Genomic DNA, 17761 nt, shown 5'->3' on the forward strand with positions numbered 1-17761 from the left:
TTGCCGATCAGGCGTGGCGGACTTCAACGATCTCGTACTCGACGTCGCCGCCCGGAGTCTTGACCAGAACAGCGTCGCCTTCGGTCTTGCCGATCAGCGCACGGGCGATCGGCGAGTTGACCGAGATCTTGCTGTTCTTGATGTCCGCCTCGTCATCGCCGACGATCTGGTAGGTCACCGTCTCGTCAGTCTCGACGTTGGCGATATCGACGGTAGTACCGAAGATCACCTTGCCGCTGTGCGGAATGGTGGTCACGTCGATGATCTGCGCGTTGGACAGCTTGGCCTCGATGTCGCGGATGCGAGCTTCGGACATACCCTGCTGCTCACGGGCCGCATGGTATTCGGCGTTTTCCTTGAGGTCGCCCAGTTCACGCGCTTCGGCGATGGCCTGGGTGATCTGCGGGCGCAGAACGGTCTTCAGGTATTTCAGCTCTTCTTCCAGGGCGCGGGCGCCCTGGACGGTCATTGGAAATTTGCTCATGCGTTGATTCCTGCATGGAGATCCTGCAGACGGCGAACGGTCTTCTCGGGACCGAACTTGAGCGCCTCACAGATCGCCTGCCCCGCCGCAATGGTGGTGGTGCAGTAGATCTTGTGCTGCAGGGCGTTGCGACGGATGGAATAGGAGTCAGCGATGGACTGGCGGCCTTCGGTGGTGTTGATGATCAGGGTGACTTCGTCATTCTTGATCATGTCGACCACGTGCGGACGGCCCTCGGTCACCTTGTTCACGCGACGTACCGGCAGACCGGCAGCCTCGATCACCTTGGCGGTGCCAGCAGTGGCAACCACCTCGAAGCCCAGCGCGACCAGGTCGCGGGCGACCTGAACAGCTTGCGGCTTGTCGTCCTCGCGGACGCTGATGAAGGCGCAACCGGCGTTCGGCAGGATTTCGCTGGCGCCCAACTGGGCCTTGGCGAATGCCTCACCGAAGCTGTCGCCGACCCCCATCACCTCGCCAGTGGATTTCATCTCTGGGCCGAGGATCGGGTCGACGCCGGGGAACTTGGCGAACGGGAATACCGCTTCCTTGACGCTATAGTACGGCGGGATCACCTCCTGGGTGAAGCCGACTTCGGCCAGGGACTTGCCAGCCATGACGCGAGCCGCGACCTTGGCCAGCGATTCGCCGATGCACTTGGAGACGAACGGCACGGTACGGGACGCGCGCGGGTTCACCTCGATCACGTAGATGTCTTCCCCCTGCACGGCCATCTGCACGTTCATCAGGCCGACCACGCCGAGCTCCAGGGCCATCTTCTTGACCTGCTCGCGGATCTCGTCCTGGATGTGCTGCGGCAGCGAGTACGGCGGCAGCGAGCAGGCGGAGTCACCGGAGTGCACACCAGCCTGTTCGATGTGCTGCATGATCGCGCCGATCACCACGGTCTCGCCGTCGCACACCGCGTCGATGTCGACTTCGATGGCGCAGTTCAGGAAGCGGTCCAGCAGCACCGGGCTGTCGTTGGAAACCTTCACGGCCTCGCGCATGTAGCGCTTGAGCTCTTCTTCCTGGTAGACGATTTCCATTGCGCGGCCGCCCAGTACGTAAGACGGACGCACCACCATCGGGTAACCGATGTTCTTGGACAGCTCCAGGGCCTGGTCTTCGCTGCGCGCAGTGGCGTTGGCCGGCTGGCGCAGGTTCAGGCGCTGAACCATGTGCTGGAAGCGCTCGCGGTCTTCGGCGCGGTCGATGGCGTCCGGGCTGGTACCGATGATCGGGACGCCGGCTTCTTCCAGAGCACGGCAGAGTTTCAGCGGGGTCTGGCCGCCGTACTGCACGATCACGCCCTTGGGCTGCTCGACGCGGACGATTTCCAGCACGTCTTCCAGGGTCACCGGCTCGAAGTACAGGCGATCGGACGTGTCGTAGTCGGTGGAGACGGTCTCCGGGTTGCAGTTGACCATAATGGTCTCGTAACCGTCTTCACGCATGGCCAGCGCGGCGTGTACGCAGCAGTAGTCGAACTCGATACCCTGGCCGATGCGGTTCGGACCGCCGCCCAGGATCATGATCTTGTCGCGAGTCGACGGATTGGCTTCGCACTCTTCCTCGTAGGTCGAGTACATGTAGGCGGTATCGGTGGCGAATTCGGCGGCGCAGGTGTCCACGCGCTTGTACACCGGCAGCACCTTGAGCTTGTGGCGGTGGTTGCGCAGGTTCTTCTCGGTCACACCCAGCAGAGTTGCCAGGCGGGCGTCGGAGAAGCCCTTGCGCTTGAGCTTGTACATCAGCTCGCGGTCGATGGCGGACAGACCCAGGGTCTTGACGCGCTCTTCATCCTTGACCAGGTCCTCGATCTGCACCAGGAACCACTCGTCGATGCGGGTCAGGTCGAAGACTTCGGCGATGGTCTTGCCAGCGCGGAAGGCGTCGGCGACGTACCAGATGCGGTCGGCATTGGGCACGGTCAGTTCGCGCTTGAGGATGCTCTCGGCTTCCGGGTTGCTCAGGTCGAGCTTCGGGTCGAAGCCGGTGGCACCGACTTCCAGGCCGCGCAGGGCTTTCTGCACGGACTCCTGGAAGGTACGGCCGATGGCCATGACTTCGCCCACGGACTTCATCTGAGTGGTCAGGCGGGCGTCGGCTTTCGGGAATTTCTCGAAGGCGAAACGCGGGATCTTGGTGACGACGTAGTCGATCGCCGGCTCGAAGGACGCCGGGGTGCGACCGCCAGTGATGTCGTTCTGCAGCTCGTCGAGGGTGTAGCCGACGGCCAGCTTGGCCGCGATCTTGGCGATCGGGAAGCCGGTTGCCTTGGAGGCCAGCGCCGAGGAGCGCGATACGCGCGGGTTCATCTCGATCACGACCATACGGCCGGTGTTCGGGCAGATGCCGAACTGCACGTTCGAGCCGCCGGTTTCTACGCCGATCTCACGCAACACCGCCAGCGAGGCGTTGCGCATGATCTGGTATTCCTTGTCGGTCAGGGTCTGCGCCGGAGCCACGGTGATCGAGTCACCGGTGTGCACGCCCATCGGGTCGAAGTTCTCGATGGCGCAGACGATGATGCAGTTGTCCTTCTTGTCGCGGACAACCTCCATCTCGTATTCCTTCCAGCCGATCAGCGATTCGTCGATCAGCAGCTCGTTGGTCGGCGACAGGTCCAGACCACGGGTGCAGATTTCCTCGAATTCTTCGCGGTTGTAGGCGATACCGCCGCCGGTGCCGCCCATGGTGAAGGACGGACGGATGATGCACGGGAAGTTGACCTTCTCCAGCACACCGTAGGCTTCTTCCATGGTGTGTGCGATGCCCGAGCGCGGGCAGGCCAGGCCGATGTCGCGCATAGCCTTGTCGAAGCGCGAACGGTCTTCGGCCTTGTCGATGGTGTCAGCGTTGGCGCCGATCATTTCCACGCCGAACTGCTCGAGCACGCCGTGGCGCTCCAGGTCCAGGGCGCAGTTCAGAGCGGTCTGGCCGCCCATGGTCGGCAGCAGCGCGTCAGGGCGCTCCTTCTCGATGATCTTGGCGACGGTCTGCCACTTGATCGGCTCGATGTAGGTGGCGTCGGCCATGGCCGGGTCGGTCATGATGGTGGCCGGGTTGGAGTTCACCAGGATGACACGGAAGCCTTCTTCCTTCAGGGCCTTGCAGGCCTGTGCGCCGGAGTAGTCGAACTCGCAGGCCTGGCCGATGACGATCGGGCCGGCGCCGAGGATCAGGATGCTCTTGATGTCTGTACGCTTGGGCATGGGACTCTCGTTGCAATATTCAGGAAAGGGTTGCGCTGGCCAGCTTCACGCCAAAGCCGACGAACAGGGCGCCGACGCCACTCGAGGCGCCGGCAGCCAGCCGTTGCCGCCGACGGAACCAGGCCGCCAGACGCACACCGGAGAAAATCAGGAAACTCAGGTACAGGGCGCTGATGATCTCGAGGATCGTGCCCAGCACCAGGAACGACAGGCCGGGGTAGGCGTAACCCGGGTCGACGAACTGGATGAAGAAGGAAATGAAGAAGAGGATCGCCTTGGGGTTGGACAGGCTCAGCAGCAGCGCCTTGCGGAACGGCTGGTTGACGTCCACTTCCTTGGCCGGCGCGGCGGCCGCCTCCAGCGGGTGGCGCAGCTTCTGCCAGCCACCGCGGAGCATGCCGATCCCCAGATAGAACAGGTAGGCGGCGCCGACGTACTTCAGGCCCAGGAACAGCATCGGCTCGGCCTTGAGGACCGAGGCGATGCCCAGCGCCGACAGGAACATCAGGATCGCATCGCCGAGGAATACCGCGCTCGCCGCCCGGTAGCCCGAGGCCACACCGCGCTGGGCGGCGGTGGCGAGGACGAACAGCGAGTTCGGCCCCGGCAGCAGGACGATGAACAACGTGCCCAGGACGTAGGTCCAGAGATCGGTGATTCCCAGGGTCGGCATCATCTTCTTCTACCTCTTCGAGCTCGTACTCAGCGACGCTCCGCCATCGCCGCGATGAAGCGGTCGAACAGCGGAGCCACGTCGTGCGGGCCTGGGCTGGCTTCCGGGTGACCCTGGAAGCTGAAGGCCACCTTGTCGGTGCGCTCGATACCCTGCAGGGTGCCGTCGAACAGCGACTTGTGGGTGGCGCGCAGGTTGGCCGGCATGCTGCCTTCGTCGACGGCGAAACCGTGGTTCTGGCTGGTGATCATCACCACGCCCGAATCCAGGTCCTGCACCGGGTGGTTGGCACCGTGGTGGCCGTGCCCCATCTTCAGGGTCTTGGCGCCGGAGGCCAGGGCCAGCAGTTGATGACCGAGGCAGATGCCGAAGACCGGGATCTCGGTGTCGAGGAACTCGCGGATGGCCTGAATGGCGTAGTCACACGGCTCGGGGTCGCCAGGGCCGTTGGAGAGGAAGATGCCGTCCGGGTTCAGGGCGAGCACTTCGCTGGCCGGGGTCTGCGCCGGCACCACGGTCAGGCGGCAGCCACGGGCAACCAGCATGCGCAGGATGTTCAGCTTGACGCCGAAATCGTAGGCGACCACATGGTACGGCAAGTCGGCGGCCGCGATTTCCGGATGGCTGTCGGTTTCCAGGTTCCACACGCTGGAGCGCCACTCGTAGCGCTCGGTGGAGGAAACGACTTTCGCCAGGTCCATGCCTTTCAGGCCCGGGAAGCCGCGCGCCAGCTCGAGGGCTTTCTCCTCGGTAGCGTCGTCGCCGACCAAGATGCAGCCGTTCTGCGACCCCTTCTCGCGCAGGATGCGGGTCAGGCGGCGGGTATCGATGCCGGCGATGGCAACGGTGCCGTTCTCTTTCAGGTAATCCGGCAGGGACTGCTTGTCGCGCCAGCTGCTGGAGAGCAGCGGCAGGTCACGGATGATCAGGCCGGCAGCCCAGACCTTGTTCGACTCGGCGTCTTCCGGCGTAGTGCCGGTGTTGCCGATGTGCGGGTAGGTCAGGGTGACGATCTGTTGGGCGTAGGAAGGATCGGTGAGGATTTCCTGGTAGCCGGTCATGGCGGTGTTGAACACCACCTCTCCGACGGTCTGGCCGTCGGCGCCGATGGCGTCACCGCGAAAAACGCTGCCGTCGGCAAGTGCAAGTATGGCTGGCTTAGTCAAGAAGACCTCCCGTAGTTCAAGCCTGGCTGGGCGTGCGCAGATTGTAAAAAAGCGGGATGACATCAGAAGAAGTCATCCCGCTTTTTATGTGATCATGCTGCGCTACTTTTAGTGGACACACTAAAGCTGTAGTTTACAGAAATGCGACATCATGGTCCACCTTTTGCACGACGTACGGCCATGCCGCTCAGCGAAGACCGAGTACGTCCTGCATGTCGTACAGGCCGTTGGCCTGCCCATCCAGCCACTGCGCAGCACGCACGGCACCGCGAGCAAAGGTCATGCGGCTCGAAGCCTTGTGAGTGATTTCCACGCGCTCGCCGTCGGCAGCGAACAGCACGGTGTGATCGCCCACCACGTCACCCGCACGCACAGTGGCGAAGCCGATGGTCTCGCGCGGACGCGCACCGGTCTGGCCTTCGCGACCGTACACGGCCACTTTTTCCAGATCACGACCCAGCGCATTGGCAACTACTTCGCCCATGCGCAGCGCGGTACCGGACGGCGCATCGACCTTGTGGCGGTGGTGCGCTTCGAGAATCTCGATGTCCACGTCATCACCCAGAACGCGGGCGGCGGTGTCGAGCAGCTTCAGGCAGAGGTTCACGCCGACACTGTAGTTGGCAGCGAAGACGATCGGGATGTCCTTCGCCGCCTCGCCGAGCAACTCCTTCTCCGCCATGGAGAAGCCGGTCGTGCCGATGACCATGGCCTTGCCGGCCTTGCGGCAGACCTCCAGGTTCTTCAGGGTCACGGTCGGGTGGGTGAAATCGATCAGCACGTCGAACTCGTCGACCACCTTGGCCAGATCACCCGACAGCGGCACACCGATGCGGCCCAGGCCAGCCAGCTCACCCGCATCGGCGCCCACCAGAGTGCTGTCCGGACGGTCGACCGCCGCAGTCAGGCCGGCGCTGCCATTGGTTTGCTGAACCGCCTCGATCAGGGTCTTGCCCATGCGCCCGGCGGCGCCCATTACGGCTATACGTCGCATATAAAACAGCTCCAAAGCTAAAAAAGCCCCGGACGATTCGCACCGCCGGGGCCTTGCATCATAGATCGTCGAAGAAGCGCTTCATGCCTTCGAACCAGCCACTGGCCTTCGGCGAATGGGAAGAGTTGCCCTGCAGGGTATTGCGGAACTCTTCGAGCAGCTCGCGCTGGCGCTTGTCCAGATTGACCGGAGTCTCGACGACGACGCGGCACATCAGGTCGCCGGCACCACCGCCGCGCACCGGGGCAACGCCCTTGCCGCGCAGGCGGAACAGCTTGCCGGTCTGGGTGCCCTCAGGGATCTTCAGCTTCACGCGACCATCCAGGGTCGGTACTTCCAGCTCTCCGCCCAGGGCCGCGTCGGCGAAGCTGATCGGCACTTCGCAGTACAGGTGCTTGCCGTCGCGCTGGAAGATGTCGTGCTCGCGCACGTTCACCACCACGTACAGGTCGCCCGCCGGGCCACCATGGGCACCGGCCTCACCTTCGCCGGTGAGACGGATGCGGTCACCGGTATCGACGCCGGCCGGCACTTTCACCGACAGGGTCTTGTGCTCTTCCACACGCCCCTGACCGTGGCACGAGCCACAGGGGTCGGTGATCATCTTGCCGCTGCCATGGCAACGCGGGCAGGTCTGCTGCACCGAGAAGAAGCCCTGCTGCATGCGCACCTGACCGATACCGCCACAGGTAGTACAGGTGACCGGCGTGGTGCCAGGCTTGGCGCCGCTACCGCTGCAGGTCTTGCAACCGACCAGGGTGGGAACACGGATGGTCACGGTGGTACCGCGAACCGCGTCTTCCAGGTCCAGGTCGAGGGTGTAGCGCAGGTCGGCGCCGCGCGCCGGGCCGCCACGGGAGCCGCCGCGCCCGCCGCTGCCACCGAAGAAGTCGCTGAAGACATCACCGAAGATGTCCGAGAAGCTCGCGCCACCGAAGCCCGCACCGCCGCCACCCATCTGCGGGTCGACGCCGGCATGGCCGTACTGGTCATAGGCCGCGCGCTTGCTGGCGTCGGACAGGACCTCGTAAGCCTCGTTGGCCTCCTTGAATTTGTCCTCGGCTTCCTTGTCGCCGGGATTACGGTCCGGGTGGAACTTCATGGCGAGCCGGCGATAGGCCTTCTTCAGGTCCGCTTCGCTAGCGCCGCGCTCGACACCCAGTACCTCGTAAAAATCACGTTTGGCCATAAATTCTTTGCACCTTGAAAACCTTTCCCCCAGACACGCCAACGCGGGAGCAAGCCCCCGCGTGACGTTTCATGCGCACCGACACGCTGGTCGGTGCGCCGGGGCGGAAGTAAGCACGCGGCTTACTTGTTCTCCTTGACCTCTTCGAACTCGGCGTCGACGACATCGTCGCCAGCCTTGTCATCAGCGGCCTCGCCCTGAGCGGCAGCGCCCGGCTGCGGCTGCTCGGCGTACATCTTCTGCGCCAGCGGAGTGGATGCCTGGGACAGCGCATTCATCTTCGCTTCGATCTCGGCCTTGTCGTCGCCCTTCACGGCAACTTCCAGCTCGCCCAGCGCCTTGTCGATGGCCGCCTTCTCTTCGGCTGTGGCCTTGTCGCCAGCCTCGGTGACCATCTTGCGAGTCGCGTGGACCAGTGCATCACCCTGGTTGCGGGCAGCGGCCAGTTCCTCGAACTTGCGGTCTTCCTCGGCATTCGCCTCGGCGTCGCGAACCATCTGCTGGATCTCGTCTTCGGACAGACCCGAAGAAGCCTTGATCACAATGGACTGCTGCTTGCCGGTGGCCTTGTCTTTCGCACCAACGTGCAGAATGCCGTTGGCGTCGATGTCGAAGGTCACTTCGATCTGAGGCACACCGCGCGGAGCCGGCGGAATGTCGGCCAGGTCGAACTTGCCCAGCGACTTGTTCTGGCCGGCTTGCTTGCGCTCGCCCTGCAGCACATGGATGGTCACGGCGCCCTGGTTGTCATCGGCAGTGGAGAACACCTGCGACTTCTTGGTCGGGATGGTGGTGTTCTTGTCGATCAGTGCGGTCATCACGCCACCGAGGGTTTCGATACCCAGGGTCAGCGGGGTGACATCGAGCAGCAGCACGTCCTTCACGTCACCGGCCAGAACGGCGCCCTGGATGGCAGCACCCATGGCAACGGCTTCGTCCGGGTTGACGTCCTTGCGCGCTTCCTTGCCGAAGAACTCGGCAACGGTCTTCTGCACCAGCGGCATGCGGGTCTGGCCGCCGACCAGGATCACTTCGTCGATCTTCGAGACGTCCAGGCCTGCGTCTTTCAGCGCAACGCGGCACGGCTCGATGGTGCGGGTGACCAGGTCTTCCACCAGGGACTCCAGCTTGGCGCGGGAAACCTTGACGTTCAGGTGTTTCGGGCCGGAAGCGTCAGCGGTGACGTACGGCAGGTTGACGTCGGTCTGCTGGGTCGAGGACAGCTCGATCTTGGCCTTCTCGGCAGCTTCCTTCAGGCGCTGCATGGCCAGCGGATCGCCCTTGAGGTCCATGCCGGACTCTTTCTTGAACTCCTCAACGAGGTAGTCGATCAGGCGCAGGTCGAAGTCTTCACCACCCAGGAAGGTGTCGCCGTTGGTAGCCAGTACTTCGAACTGGTGCTCGCCATCGACTTCGGCGATTTCGATCACGGAAACGTCGAAGGTGCCGCCGCCCAGGTCATAGACGATGATGGTATGGTCGCCCTTGGCCTTGTCCAGGCCATAGGCCAGCGCAGCCGCGGTCGGTTCGTTGATGATGCGCTTGACGTCCAGACCGGCGATGCGACCGGCGTCCTTAGTGGCCTGACGCTGGCTGTCGTTGAAGTAGGCCGGAACGGTGATGACCGCTTCGGTGACCGGCTCGCCCAGGTAGTCCTCGGCGGTCTTCTTCATCTTCTTCAGAACTTCGGCGGAGACCTGCGGGGGAGCCATTTTCTGACCCTTGGCCTCGACCCACGCGTCGCCGTTGTCAGCCTTGACGATCTTGTAAGGCACCATCTTGATGTCTTTCTGTACGACGTCTTCTTCGAAGCGACGGCCGATCAGGCGCTTCACCGCGTACAGGGTGTTGGTCGGGTTGGTCACGGCCTGGCGCTTCGCCGGCTGACCGACCAGGATTTCGCCGTCGTTGGCGTAGCCGATGATCGACGGGGTGGTACGAGCGCCTTCGGCGTTCTCGATGACCTTGACGTTACCGTTCTCCAGGATGGACACACAGGAGTTGGTGGTCCCCAGGTCGATACCAATGATTTTGCCCATATTTCACTCTCCAGAAATTAGATTCCGCGCTGACCCTGTTGCGGGTCTTTGGCTCGGTTGATTACCCAGATGGGGACCGGGTGGTGGATTTCAAGCCTTCTCGTCGATCGAAGGCGGAGTTTGTTCCGGTGCCTTGCTGACCACGACCATGGCCGGACGCAGCAGACGACCGTTGAGCAGATAGCCCTTCTGGAACACCTTGACCACGCTGCCCGGCTCGAGACGAATGCTCTCTTCCATGGCCATGGCCTGGTGGTGTTCAGGGTTGAACGGCTCGCCGTGCGGATCGACCGGCTCGAGGTTGTAGCGCTTCAGCGTGTCGTGGAACATCTTCAGCGTCAGTTCGATACCTTCGCGCATCGGCTTGATCACTTCGTCTTCCGGGTTCGACATCTCCAGCGCGCGCTCGAGGGTATCGACGATCGGCAGCAGGTCGCCGGCGAATTTCTCCAGGGCGAACTTGTGCGCCTTCTCCACGTCCTGCTCGGCACGGCGGCGGACGTTCTGCAGTTCGGCGACGGCGCGCAGGCTCTGGTCCTTCGCCGCGGCTACCTGCTCTTCCAGTTCCAGCACGCGGGCGTTCAGATCCCCGGTAGCGCCGGTGTCCGGCTGCTCGTTGAACTGGGAATCCTGAGTCTGTTGTTCGTCAGACATGCCACTCTCCTAAAAAAGAAAATAAGCCTTTGAAAACAAAGCGAACCCTATGGTCCGCGGCTCTGCCGTGTATATGGGGCGGAAATCCCCGAGTTCAAGGGCACCTGCCTCAGGAGCCCCTCCGGGCGTCGTGAAGAAAATTGCCAGCGCCTGAAAATACTGTATAAATAACCAGACCTTTCTGCGGAGCCGCCGCCATGCTGGTTCATCTGTCTGTGCACAACTACGCCATCGTCGAGCACCTCGATCTCGAGCTCGCCGCCGGCATGACCGTGATCACCGGCGAAACCGGCGCCGGCAAGTCGATCATGCTCGACGCCCTCGGGCTCGCGCTGGGCGACCGCGCCGACAGCGGCGTGGTCCGCCCCGGCTCGGACAAGGCAGACATTCTCGCCAGCTTCGATGTCAGCGCGATTGCCGAAGCCCGCGACTGGCTTGCCGAGCGCGACCTGGAGCAGGACGGCCCGTGCATCCTGCGCCGGGTGATCACCGCCGAAGGCCGCTCCCGCGCCTACATCAATGGCACGCCCTGCCCACTGGGCGACCTCAAGCACCTGGGCGAGCTGCTGATCGACATCCACAGCCAACACGAGCACCAGTCACTGCTCAAGGCGGACACCCACCGCCGCCTGCTCGACGAATTCGCCGGCAGCCAGGACCTGGCGCGCCAGGTGCACCTCGCCGCCCAGCGCTGGAAGCAGACCCGCCAGGAGCTAGACCGTCTGTCGCGCAATGGCGACGAGCAACGCGCCCGCCACCAGCTGCTCAGCTACCAGCTGGAAGAGCTGGAAAACCTCGGCCTGGGTGACAACGAACTGGAGTCGCTGGAAGCCGAACACAAGACCCAGAGCAACGCCGGCAGCTTGATCGCGGCCTGCCGCCAGGTCGTCGAGTTGTGCAGCGAAAGCGATGCCGGCAACGTGCTGTCGGCGCTGACCTCCAGCCTCAACCGCCTCACCGCCTTCCCGAGCCAGCCGACCGCGCTGGGCGAAGCGGTGAACCTGCTGTCCAGCGCGCAGATCCAGGTGGAAGAAGCCATCGGCGAGCTGAACCGCTTCGTCGACCACTTCGATGCCGACCCCATGCGCCTGCAGCAACTGGAAGAGCGTATGGACGCCATCTATAGCCTCGCGCGCAAACACCGCGTGCAGCCCCACGAACTGCAGGACCTGCAGCAGCGCCTGCTGGACGAACTGGAAGCGCTGAACGCCGACGATGAAGCCGTGGAGCGCCTGGGCGACGAACTGGCCGCCTACGCCCGTCACTATCAGGAGAAAGCCGACGAACTCAGCCACATCCGCCAGGATGCCGCGCCGAAGCTGGCAAGGGCCGTGGAAGTGGAGATGCAGCGTCTGGGCATGCCTGGAGGGCGGTTCGCCATCGAGCTGCGCCAGTCCAGCTCGGACGAGCCTCAGGCCAGCGGTCTGGAGCAATTGGAGTTCCTGGTCAGCGCCAACCCCGGGCAGCCGATGAAGGGTCTGGCCAAGGTCGCTTCGGGCGGCGAATTGTCACGCATCAGCCTGGCGATCCAGGTGATCACCGCGCAGACCTCACGCACCCCCACGCTGGTCTTCGACGAAGTGGACGTCGGCATCGGCGGCCCCACCGCCGAAGTGGTCGGTCAGTTGCTGCGCCGCCTCGGCGATCGCGGCCAGGTGCTGACCGTCACTCACCTGCCGCAGGTCGCCGCCCAGGGCCACCAGCACCTGTTCGTGCACAAGGACCGCGACACCAGCGAGACCCGCACCGCCGTGGCCAACCTGAAGAAGGCCGAGCGCATCGAGGAAATCGCCCGCATGCTCGGCGGTGTCGATCTGACCAAGGAATCCCTGGCCCACGCCCGCAAGATGGTGGATTCGGCCGTCCAAGGCTGAAGCGCTTCCACTCAAAAACCGCACAAACGAAAACGGCGACCCGAAGGTCGCCGTTTCTGCATCTGCGCGCGCTTACTTCTTCTTGCGCACGTAGAGCACCAGGTTGTGATCGACGAGCTCGAAGCCGCGCTCTTTGACGATCTCTTTCTGGCGTTTCTCGATTTCCGAGTCCATGAATTCGATGACTTCGCCGGTATCGACGCAGACCATGTGATCATGGTGACCGCTGTCGGCCAGTTCGAAGACGGCATGGCCGCCATCGAAGTTGTGGCGCACCACCAGGCCGGCGGCTTCGAACTGGGTCAGGACGCGGTAGACGGTGGCCAGACCGACGTCTTCACCCGCCTCCATCAGCGCTTTGTAAACATCCTCTGCGCTCATGTGGCGCTGCTCGGCGGAATCGAGCATCTGGAGGATCTTGACGCGCGGCAGTGTGACCTTAAGTCCGGCTTTGCGCAGTTCGCTATTTTCAACCATGTGTGCTTTCTCGGCGCGGAATGCTTCGCAGCATCTCTCAATACAGGTATGATCGGGATTTCGTCGCTCAGCCAAGATAGTGGAAGTCACCCCTTGATGCAAAACGCCAAGCTCATGCTGACCAGTCTCGCTTTCGGGCTGGGACTCGCCGCACTCGCCGGTTGCTCGTTCCCGGGGGTCTACAAGATCGACATCCAGCAGGGCAACGTTGTAACGCAGGATATGATAGACCAGTTGAAGCCCGGAATGACCCGGCGCCAAGTGCGGTTTATCATGGGCAACCCCCTGATCGTGGATACCTTCCACCCCAATCGCTGGGATTACCTCTACAGCATCCAGCCCGGCGGCGGTCAGCGCCAGCAGGAGCGCATGAGCCTGTACTTCGGCGAAAACGACCAGCTGGTCGGCCTGAATGGCGACTTCATGCCCGGCGTCAGCCGCGACGAGTCGATTCTGGGCAAGGAAGGCACCCCGGCAACCTCACCGTCGCAGCCAACCCAGCAGCAGCCCGAACAGCCCAAGGAAGAACCGGCCAAGCCCGGCTCCGTGGAAGAGCAGATCCAGAAGGAAGTCGACCAGGTGGAAACCGTGCCGATCCCGACTCCGGAACCGCTGGACAAGAATCCGCAGTAAGGATTCGCACCAACGAAAAAGCCCGGCCAATGCCGGGCTTTTTGTTGCCTGCGCTTTCAGTACACAAGAATCAGCAGCGCAGAAGAATCAGCCGCGCGCCGCCTTGGCCCGCGCAGCCCGCTGCTTGCGTACTTCCTTGGGATCGACGATCAGCGGACGGTAGATTTCCACTCGCTCGCCCTCCTCCAGCACACGCTCCTCGGGCCTGGCCACCGCCTTGCCGAAGATACCCAGCGGGCAATCCTGCACATCCAGGCCAGGAAATTGCGCAGCGATGCCCGACAACAACACCGCTTCGCGCATCCGCGTGCCGCGCGGAACACTCAGGCGCAGCAGTGACTGCTTCTCCGGCAACGCGTAGACGACCTCGATGGCGATGCTCGCGGACTCAGCCATGCAGCTGCTTGGCGCGCTGGCAGAAGGCGTCGACCATGGTGTTCGCCGCCTGGGTGAACAGTGGCCCGAGGGTCGCTTTCACCAGGGCGCCGGCGTAGTCGAAGGTCAGGTCCAGGGAAATCTTGCAGGCTTTGTCGCCCAGTGCCTTGAAGGTCCACACGCCGTGCAGCTGAGAAAACGGGCCTTCCTCGAGGTTCATCTCGATGCTCTGCCCCGGCACCAGCGCATTACGCGTGGTGAAGCGCTGGGTGATGCTGCCCTTGGCCACGGTCAGCTCGGCGCGCATGGCCGTATCGCTGGCCTCCAGCACGGTGGAGGCGGAACACCAGGGCAGGAACTCCGGGTAGCGCGCCACATCGTTGACCAGGTCGTACAGCGCCTTCGCCGGATAGGGCAGCAGCGCCGAACGCTGGATATGCGTGCTCATAGACGTCTCGCTTGGTTGTGGGGCGTTGCATACGCCCGCTGCTCAAAAAAACAGCGCGCATTGTCCGAGATTAGCCACACACCCTCAAGCTTGCATGCCGTCGCACGTTGTCCCGATAGCGGCGCGGCGAGCGACTCCCTATAATGCGCGGCCTATGGCTAAACAGAAGAAACACCCTTCGGGGACCATCGCGCAGAACAAGAAGGCTCTGCACGACTACTTCATCGAGCAGCGCTTCGAGGCAGGCGTCGCCCTGGCCGGCTGGGAAGTGAAAAGCCTGCGCGCCGGCAAGGCGCAGCTGGTGGACAGCTACGTGCTGCTCAAGGATGGCGAAGCCTGGCTGCTGGGCAGCCACATCACGCCGCTGACCACTGCCAGCACCCACGTCATCGCCGACCCGGTGCGCACGCGCAAGCTGCTGTTGCACAAGCGCGAGCTGGGCAAGCTGTTCGGTGCCGTGCAGCAGAAAGGCTACGCCTGCGTCGCGCTGTCGATGTACTGGAAGAAGCACCTGATCAAGTGCGAGATCGCACTGGCCAAGGGCAAGAAAGAGTACGACAAGCGTGGCACCGAGAAGGAGCGAGACTCCGACCGGGAAATCCAGCGCGCGATTCGTCACGGCAAGGACGACTGAGTCCTTTCGCGCCCTCCTGCGAGAGCGCGTTGCCGATCAGGCGTCCACTGAGCCTTGGCGTCGCTGTGCCCGTTGCAGGCGCAACTCCTTCGCCTGCACCTCGGCCAGCACTTCCTGCACGTAGTCGATATGTCGCTGGGAAATCTCCCGCGCCGCTTCCGCGTGCCCGCCGATAATCGCCTCGTACAACTCGCGGTGCTGACGCATCAGCTGCTCGCGGGTCTCGTCGCGCTGCGCGTACATCCCGCCGATGTTGGTCACCACGTTGCGCTTGAGCAGGTCGAACAGGCCGCGAATGGTGTGCAGCAGCACCGCGTTGTGACTGGCCTCGGCAATGGCCAGGTGGAAGGCCGCGTCCGCCGCACCCTCTTCCGCTCGACTGACTTTCCCCACGCGCAGGTAACAGTCCTGCAGCGCATCGAAGGCCTGCTGCAGGCGCTGGTGATCCACCTCGGTCGCGCGTTGCGCTGCGTAGAAGGCGCATGAGCCCTCCAGGGTATGGCGAAATTCCAGCAGGTCGCGCTGGGCCTCCGGGTTGCTCTCCAGCAGATGCAGCAGCGGATCGCTGAACATTGAGCCCAGCCCTTCGCTGACGTAGTTGCCGCCGCCCTGACGACTGACCAGCAGGCCCTTGGCGCCGAGCTTCTGGATCGCCTCGCGAAGTGACGGCCGCGAGACGCCGAACTGTTCGGCCAGCACGCGCTCGGCGGGCAGTCGCTCGCCAGCCTTGAGCGTGCCCTCGAGGATCATCGCCTCCAGCCGCTCGACGATATCGTCCGACAGACGGCGCTGCTTGACCTGACCAAAACTCATGCGGGTGAACTCCTTCGCTCTCTCACTCTAGGCCGCGACCTGCGCGGCGCGCGGCAGCCTAACCAGTGCCGCCAGCGGCAACAAGACCAGCGTACCTATCCGACCACGCTCGACAAAAGTCGCAGGGCAGCAAATTGACATGCCGCCAGCAGGGCTTTTACCCTGAGCGCTCGGCTTTGTAAATTGGTCATACCAATTTACCGGAAGTCGAATTGCACGACAACACATGCACGAAAAACAACAAGCCGCGATCAGTCGACCGTCTGCCCAACGCGCCACAAGCGCATCGGAATCGCCCGACCGGCAACCAGGCCCTCCACCCAAAAACAATTAGGGAGCCAACCAGATGCAAACCTGGCAGCAGATCTACACCCCGCTCGGCAGCCTCGGCCTGTCCGCGCTGGTCGCCGTCATCCCGATCGTGTTCTTCTTCCTCGCCCTCGCTGTGTTCCGCCTCAAGGGCCACGTCGCCGGCAGCATCACCCTCGCCCTCTCGATCATCGTCGCCATCACCGCCTTCGGCATGCCCGCCGACATGGCCATCGCCGCTGCCGGCTATGGCTTTGCCTACGGCCTGTGGCCGATTGCCTGGATCATCGTTGCGGCGGTGTTCCTCTACAAACTCACGGTCAAGAGCGGCCAGTTCGAAGTGATCCGCAGCTCAGTACTGTCGATCACCGGTGACCAGCGCCTGCAGGTGCTGCTGATCGGTTTCTCCTTCGGCGCCTTCCTCGAAGGTGCGGCGGGCTTCGGCGCACCGGTGGCGATCACCGCCGCCCTGCTCGTCGGCCTGGGCTTCAACCCGCTGTACGCCGCAGGCCTGTGCCTGATCGCCAACACCGCGCCGGTCGCCTTCGGCGCCCTGGGTATCCCGATCATCGTGGCGGGCCAGGTCACTGGTATCGACGCGTTCAAGATCGGCGCCATGACCGGCCGCCAGCTGCCGTTCCTGTCGATCCTCGTGCCGTTCTGGCTGGTGTTCATGATGGACGGTCTCAAGGGCGTGAAGGAAACCTGGCCGGCCGCCCTGGTCGCGGGCGGCAGCTTCGCCATCACCCAGTACTTCACCTCCAACTTCATCGGCCCGGAACTGCCGGATATCACCTCCGCCCTGGTCAGCCTGATTTCCCTGACCCTGTTCCTGAAGGTCTGGCAACCCGCCAGCGAGCGTGAAGTGGTCGCCACCGCCGGCGGCACCGCCGTGCTGGGCGGCAACGGCCCGCGCAGCGCCGAGCCGACCCCCTACAGCTTCGGCGAAATCCTCAAGGCCTGGTCGCCCTTCCTGGTGCTGACCGTGCTGGTCACCATCTGGACCCTGAAGCCGTTCAAGGCGCTCTTCGCTCCGGGCGGCGCGCTGTACAACCTGGTGTTCAACTTCGCCATCCCGCACCTGGACCAGCTGGTCGTGAAGACCGCACCCATCGTCGCCAACCCGACGCCGATCGCCGCCGTGTTCAAGCTGGACCCGGTCTCGGCCACCGGCACCGCGATCTTCTTCTCCGCGGTGATCTCGATGCTCATCCTGCGCATCAGTGCGAAAACTGGTCTGACCACCTTCAAGGAGACCCTGATCGAGCTGAAGTGGCCGATCCTCTCCATCGGCATGGTGCTGGCCTTTGCCTTCGTCACCAACTACTCGGGGATGTCCACCACCCTGGCACTGGTCCTGGCCGGCACCGGTGCGGCGTTCCCGTTCTTCTCGCCGTTCCTCGGCTGGCTGGGCGTGTTCCTGACCGGTTCGGATACCTCCTCCAACGCCCTGTTCAGCTCGCTGCAGTCCACCACTGCGCACCAGATCGGGGTCAACGACACCCTGTTGGTGGCGGCCAACACCAGCGGCGGCGTGACCGGCAAGATGATCTCGCCGCAATCCATCGCCGTGGCCTGCGCCGCCACCGGCATGGTCGGCAAGGAATCCGATCTGTTCCGCTTCACCCTCAAGCACAGCCTGATGTTCGCCGCCCTGGTGGGCCTGATCACCCTGGCCCAGGCGTACATCTTCACCGGCATGCTGGTGCATTAAGGCAAGACCCGACTCCGCGCCTGCGCGCGGAGATTCGTCCAAAGCAGCTAAGGTCTTTCGAGGTCAC

16 protein-coding genes are annotated in these 17761 nt (G+C 63.5%); 4 read left to right on the top strand and 12 right to left on the bottom strand.

The features are described from left to right. Positions 1–7: 7 nt before the first annotated feature. From greA to grpE, 8 genes are all read right to left on the bottom strand, one after another. Entirely contained in the window at positions 8–484 is a 477-nt protein-coding gene (gene greA, locus IB256_RS10505) for a transcription elongation factor GreA (RefSeq protein WP_017518953.1), read from the bottom strand. Further along, the gene (carB, locus tag IB256_RS10510; RefSeq protein ID WP_138214226.1) at positions 481–3702 is read right to left on the bottom strand and encodes a carbamoyl-phosphate synthase large subunit; all 3222 of its coding nucleotides are present in this window, start codon (positions 3700–3702) and stop codon (positions 481–483) included. Before carB ends, greA begins: the two co-directional genes overlap by 4 nt. A 19-nt stretch (positions 3703–3721) precedes the next feature. Continuing rightward, positions 3722–4375 (bottom strand): leucine efflux protein LeuE, encoded by a 654-nt coding sequence (gene leuE, locus IB256_RS10515; RefSeq protein WP_026079047.1) that lies wholly within the window; start codon positions 4373–4375, stop codon positions 3722–3724. Positions 4376–4404: 29 nt separating this feature from the next. After that, positions 4405–5541 (bottom strand): glutamine-hydrolyzing carbamoyl-phosphate synthase small subunit, encoded by a 1137-nt coding sequence (gene carA, locus IB256_RS10520; protein WP_138214225.1) that lies wholly within the window; start codon positions 5539–5541, stop codon positions 4405–4407. Between the two features lie 187 nt (positions 5542–5728). Next, positions 5729–6535: a 4-hydroxy-tetrahydrodipicolinate reductase gene (gene dapB, locus IB256_RS10525; RefSeq protein ID WP_192292676.1), complete on the bottom strand. Its 807-nt coding sequence runs from the start codon at positions 6533–6535 to the stop codon at positions 5729–5731. A gap of 58 nt (positions 6536–6593) precedes the next feature. Further along, positions 6594–7724 carry a molecular chaperone DnaJ gene (gene dnaJ, locus IB256_RS10530; RefSeq protein ID WP_081520691.1) on the bottom strand — a complete coding sequence of 377 codons (1131 nt, stop codon included), beginning with the start codon at positions 7722–7724 and terminating at the stop codon, positions 6594–6596. 122 nt (positions 7725–7846) lie between these two features. Next, positions 7847–9763, bottom strand: a complete 1917-nt coding sequence (gene dnaK / locus IB256_RS10535) for a molecular chaperone DnaK (protein ID WP_184592263.1) — start codon at positions 9761–9763, stop codon at positions 7847–7849. Between the two features lie 90 nt (positions 9764–9853). Next, positions 9854–10417, bottom strand: coding sequence for a nucleotide exchange factor GrpE (gene grpE, locus IB256_RS10540; RefSeq protein ID WP_081520689.1), 564 nt, complete (start codon positions 10415–10417; stop codon positions 9854–9856). Between the two features lie 197 nt (positions 10418–10614). On the opposite strand from grpE, the gene recN reads away from it, so the two are divergent. Next, positions 10615–12291 (top strand): DNA repair protein RecN, encoded by a 1677-nt coding sequence (recN, locus tag IB256_RS10545; RefSeq protein ID WP_192292678.1) that lies wholly within the window; start codon positions 10615–10617, stop codon positions 12289–12291. Positions 12292–12363: 72 nt separating this feature from the next. Here recN and fur read toward each other — a convergent pair whose 3' ends face one another. After that, positions 12364–12768: a ferric iron uptake transcriptional regulator gene (gene fur, locus IB256_RS10550; RefSeq protein WP_009613072.1), complete on the bottom strand. Its 405-nt coding sequence runs from the start codon at positions 12766–12768 to the stop codon at positions 12364–12366. Between the two features lie 96 nt (positions 12769–12864). Here fur and IB256_RS10555 point away from each other — a divergent pair, with 96 nt between their 5' ends. Continuing rightward, positions 12865–13401, top strand: a complete 537-nt coding sequence (locus IB256_RS10555) for an outer membrane protein assembly factor BamE (RefSeq protein ID WP_192292679.1) — start codon at positions 12865–12867, stop codon at positions 13399–13401. 87 nt (positions 13402–13488) lie between these two features. Here IB256_RS10555 and IB256_RS10560 read toward each other — a convergent pair whose 3' ends face one another. Continuing rightward, entirely contained in the window at positions 13489–13797 is a 309-nt protein-coding gene (locus tag IB256_RS10560; protein WP_192292681.1) for an RnfH family protein, read from the bottom strand. After that, positions 13790–14224: a type II toxin-antitoxin system RatA family toxin gene (locus tag IB256_RS10565; protein WP_081520685.1), complete on the bottom strand. Its 435-nt coding sequence runs from the start codon at positions 14222–14224 to the stop codon at positions 13790–13792. The genes IB256_RS10560 and IB256_RS10565 overlap by 8 nt, the downstream gene beginning before the upstream one ends. Positions 14225–14378: 154 nt before the next feature. On the opposite strand from IB256_RS10565, the gene smpB reads away from it, so the two are divergent. Then, a complete protein-coding gene (smpB, locus tag IB256_RS10570; protein WP_017518965.1) occupies positions 14379–14858 on the top strand; it encodes an SsrA-binding protein SmpB in 480 nt (159 codons plus the stop codon). A 36-nt stretch (positions 14859–14894) separates the two neighbouring features. Here the strand turns inward: smpB and IB256_RS10575 are convergent, their stop codons facing one another. Then, on the bottom strand, positions 14895–15671 hold the full coding sequence (locus IB256_RS10575; protein ID WP_192292683.1) for an FCD domain-containing protein: 777 nt from the start codon (positions 15669–15671) through the stop codon (positions 14895–14897). 346 nt (positions 15672–16017) lie between these two features. Here IB256_RS10575 and IB256_RS10580 point away from each other — a divergent pair, with 346 nt between their 5' ends. Beyond that, positions 16018–17694 carry a lactate permease LctP family transporter gene (locus tag IB256_RS10580; protein WP_192292684.1) on the top strand — a complete coding sequence of 559 codons (1677 nt, stop codon included), beginning with the start codon at positions 16018–16020 and terminating at the stop codon, positions 17692–17694. Positions 17695–17761 lie beyond the last annotated feature (67 nt).

The sequence above is a fragment of the Pseudomonas sp. PDM17 genome (assembly GCF_014851985.1).
GTDB lineage: Bacteria > Pseudomonadota > Gammaproteobacteria > Pseudomonadales > Pseudomonadaceae > Pseudomonas.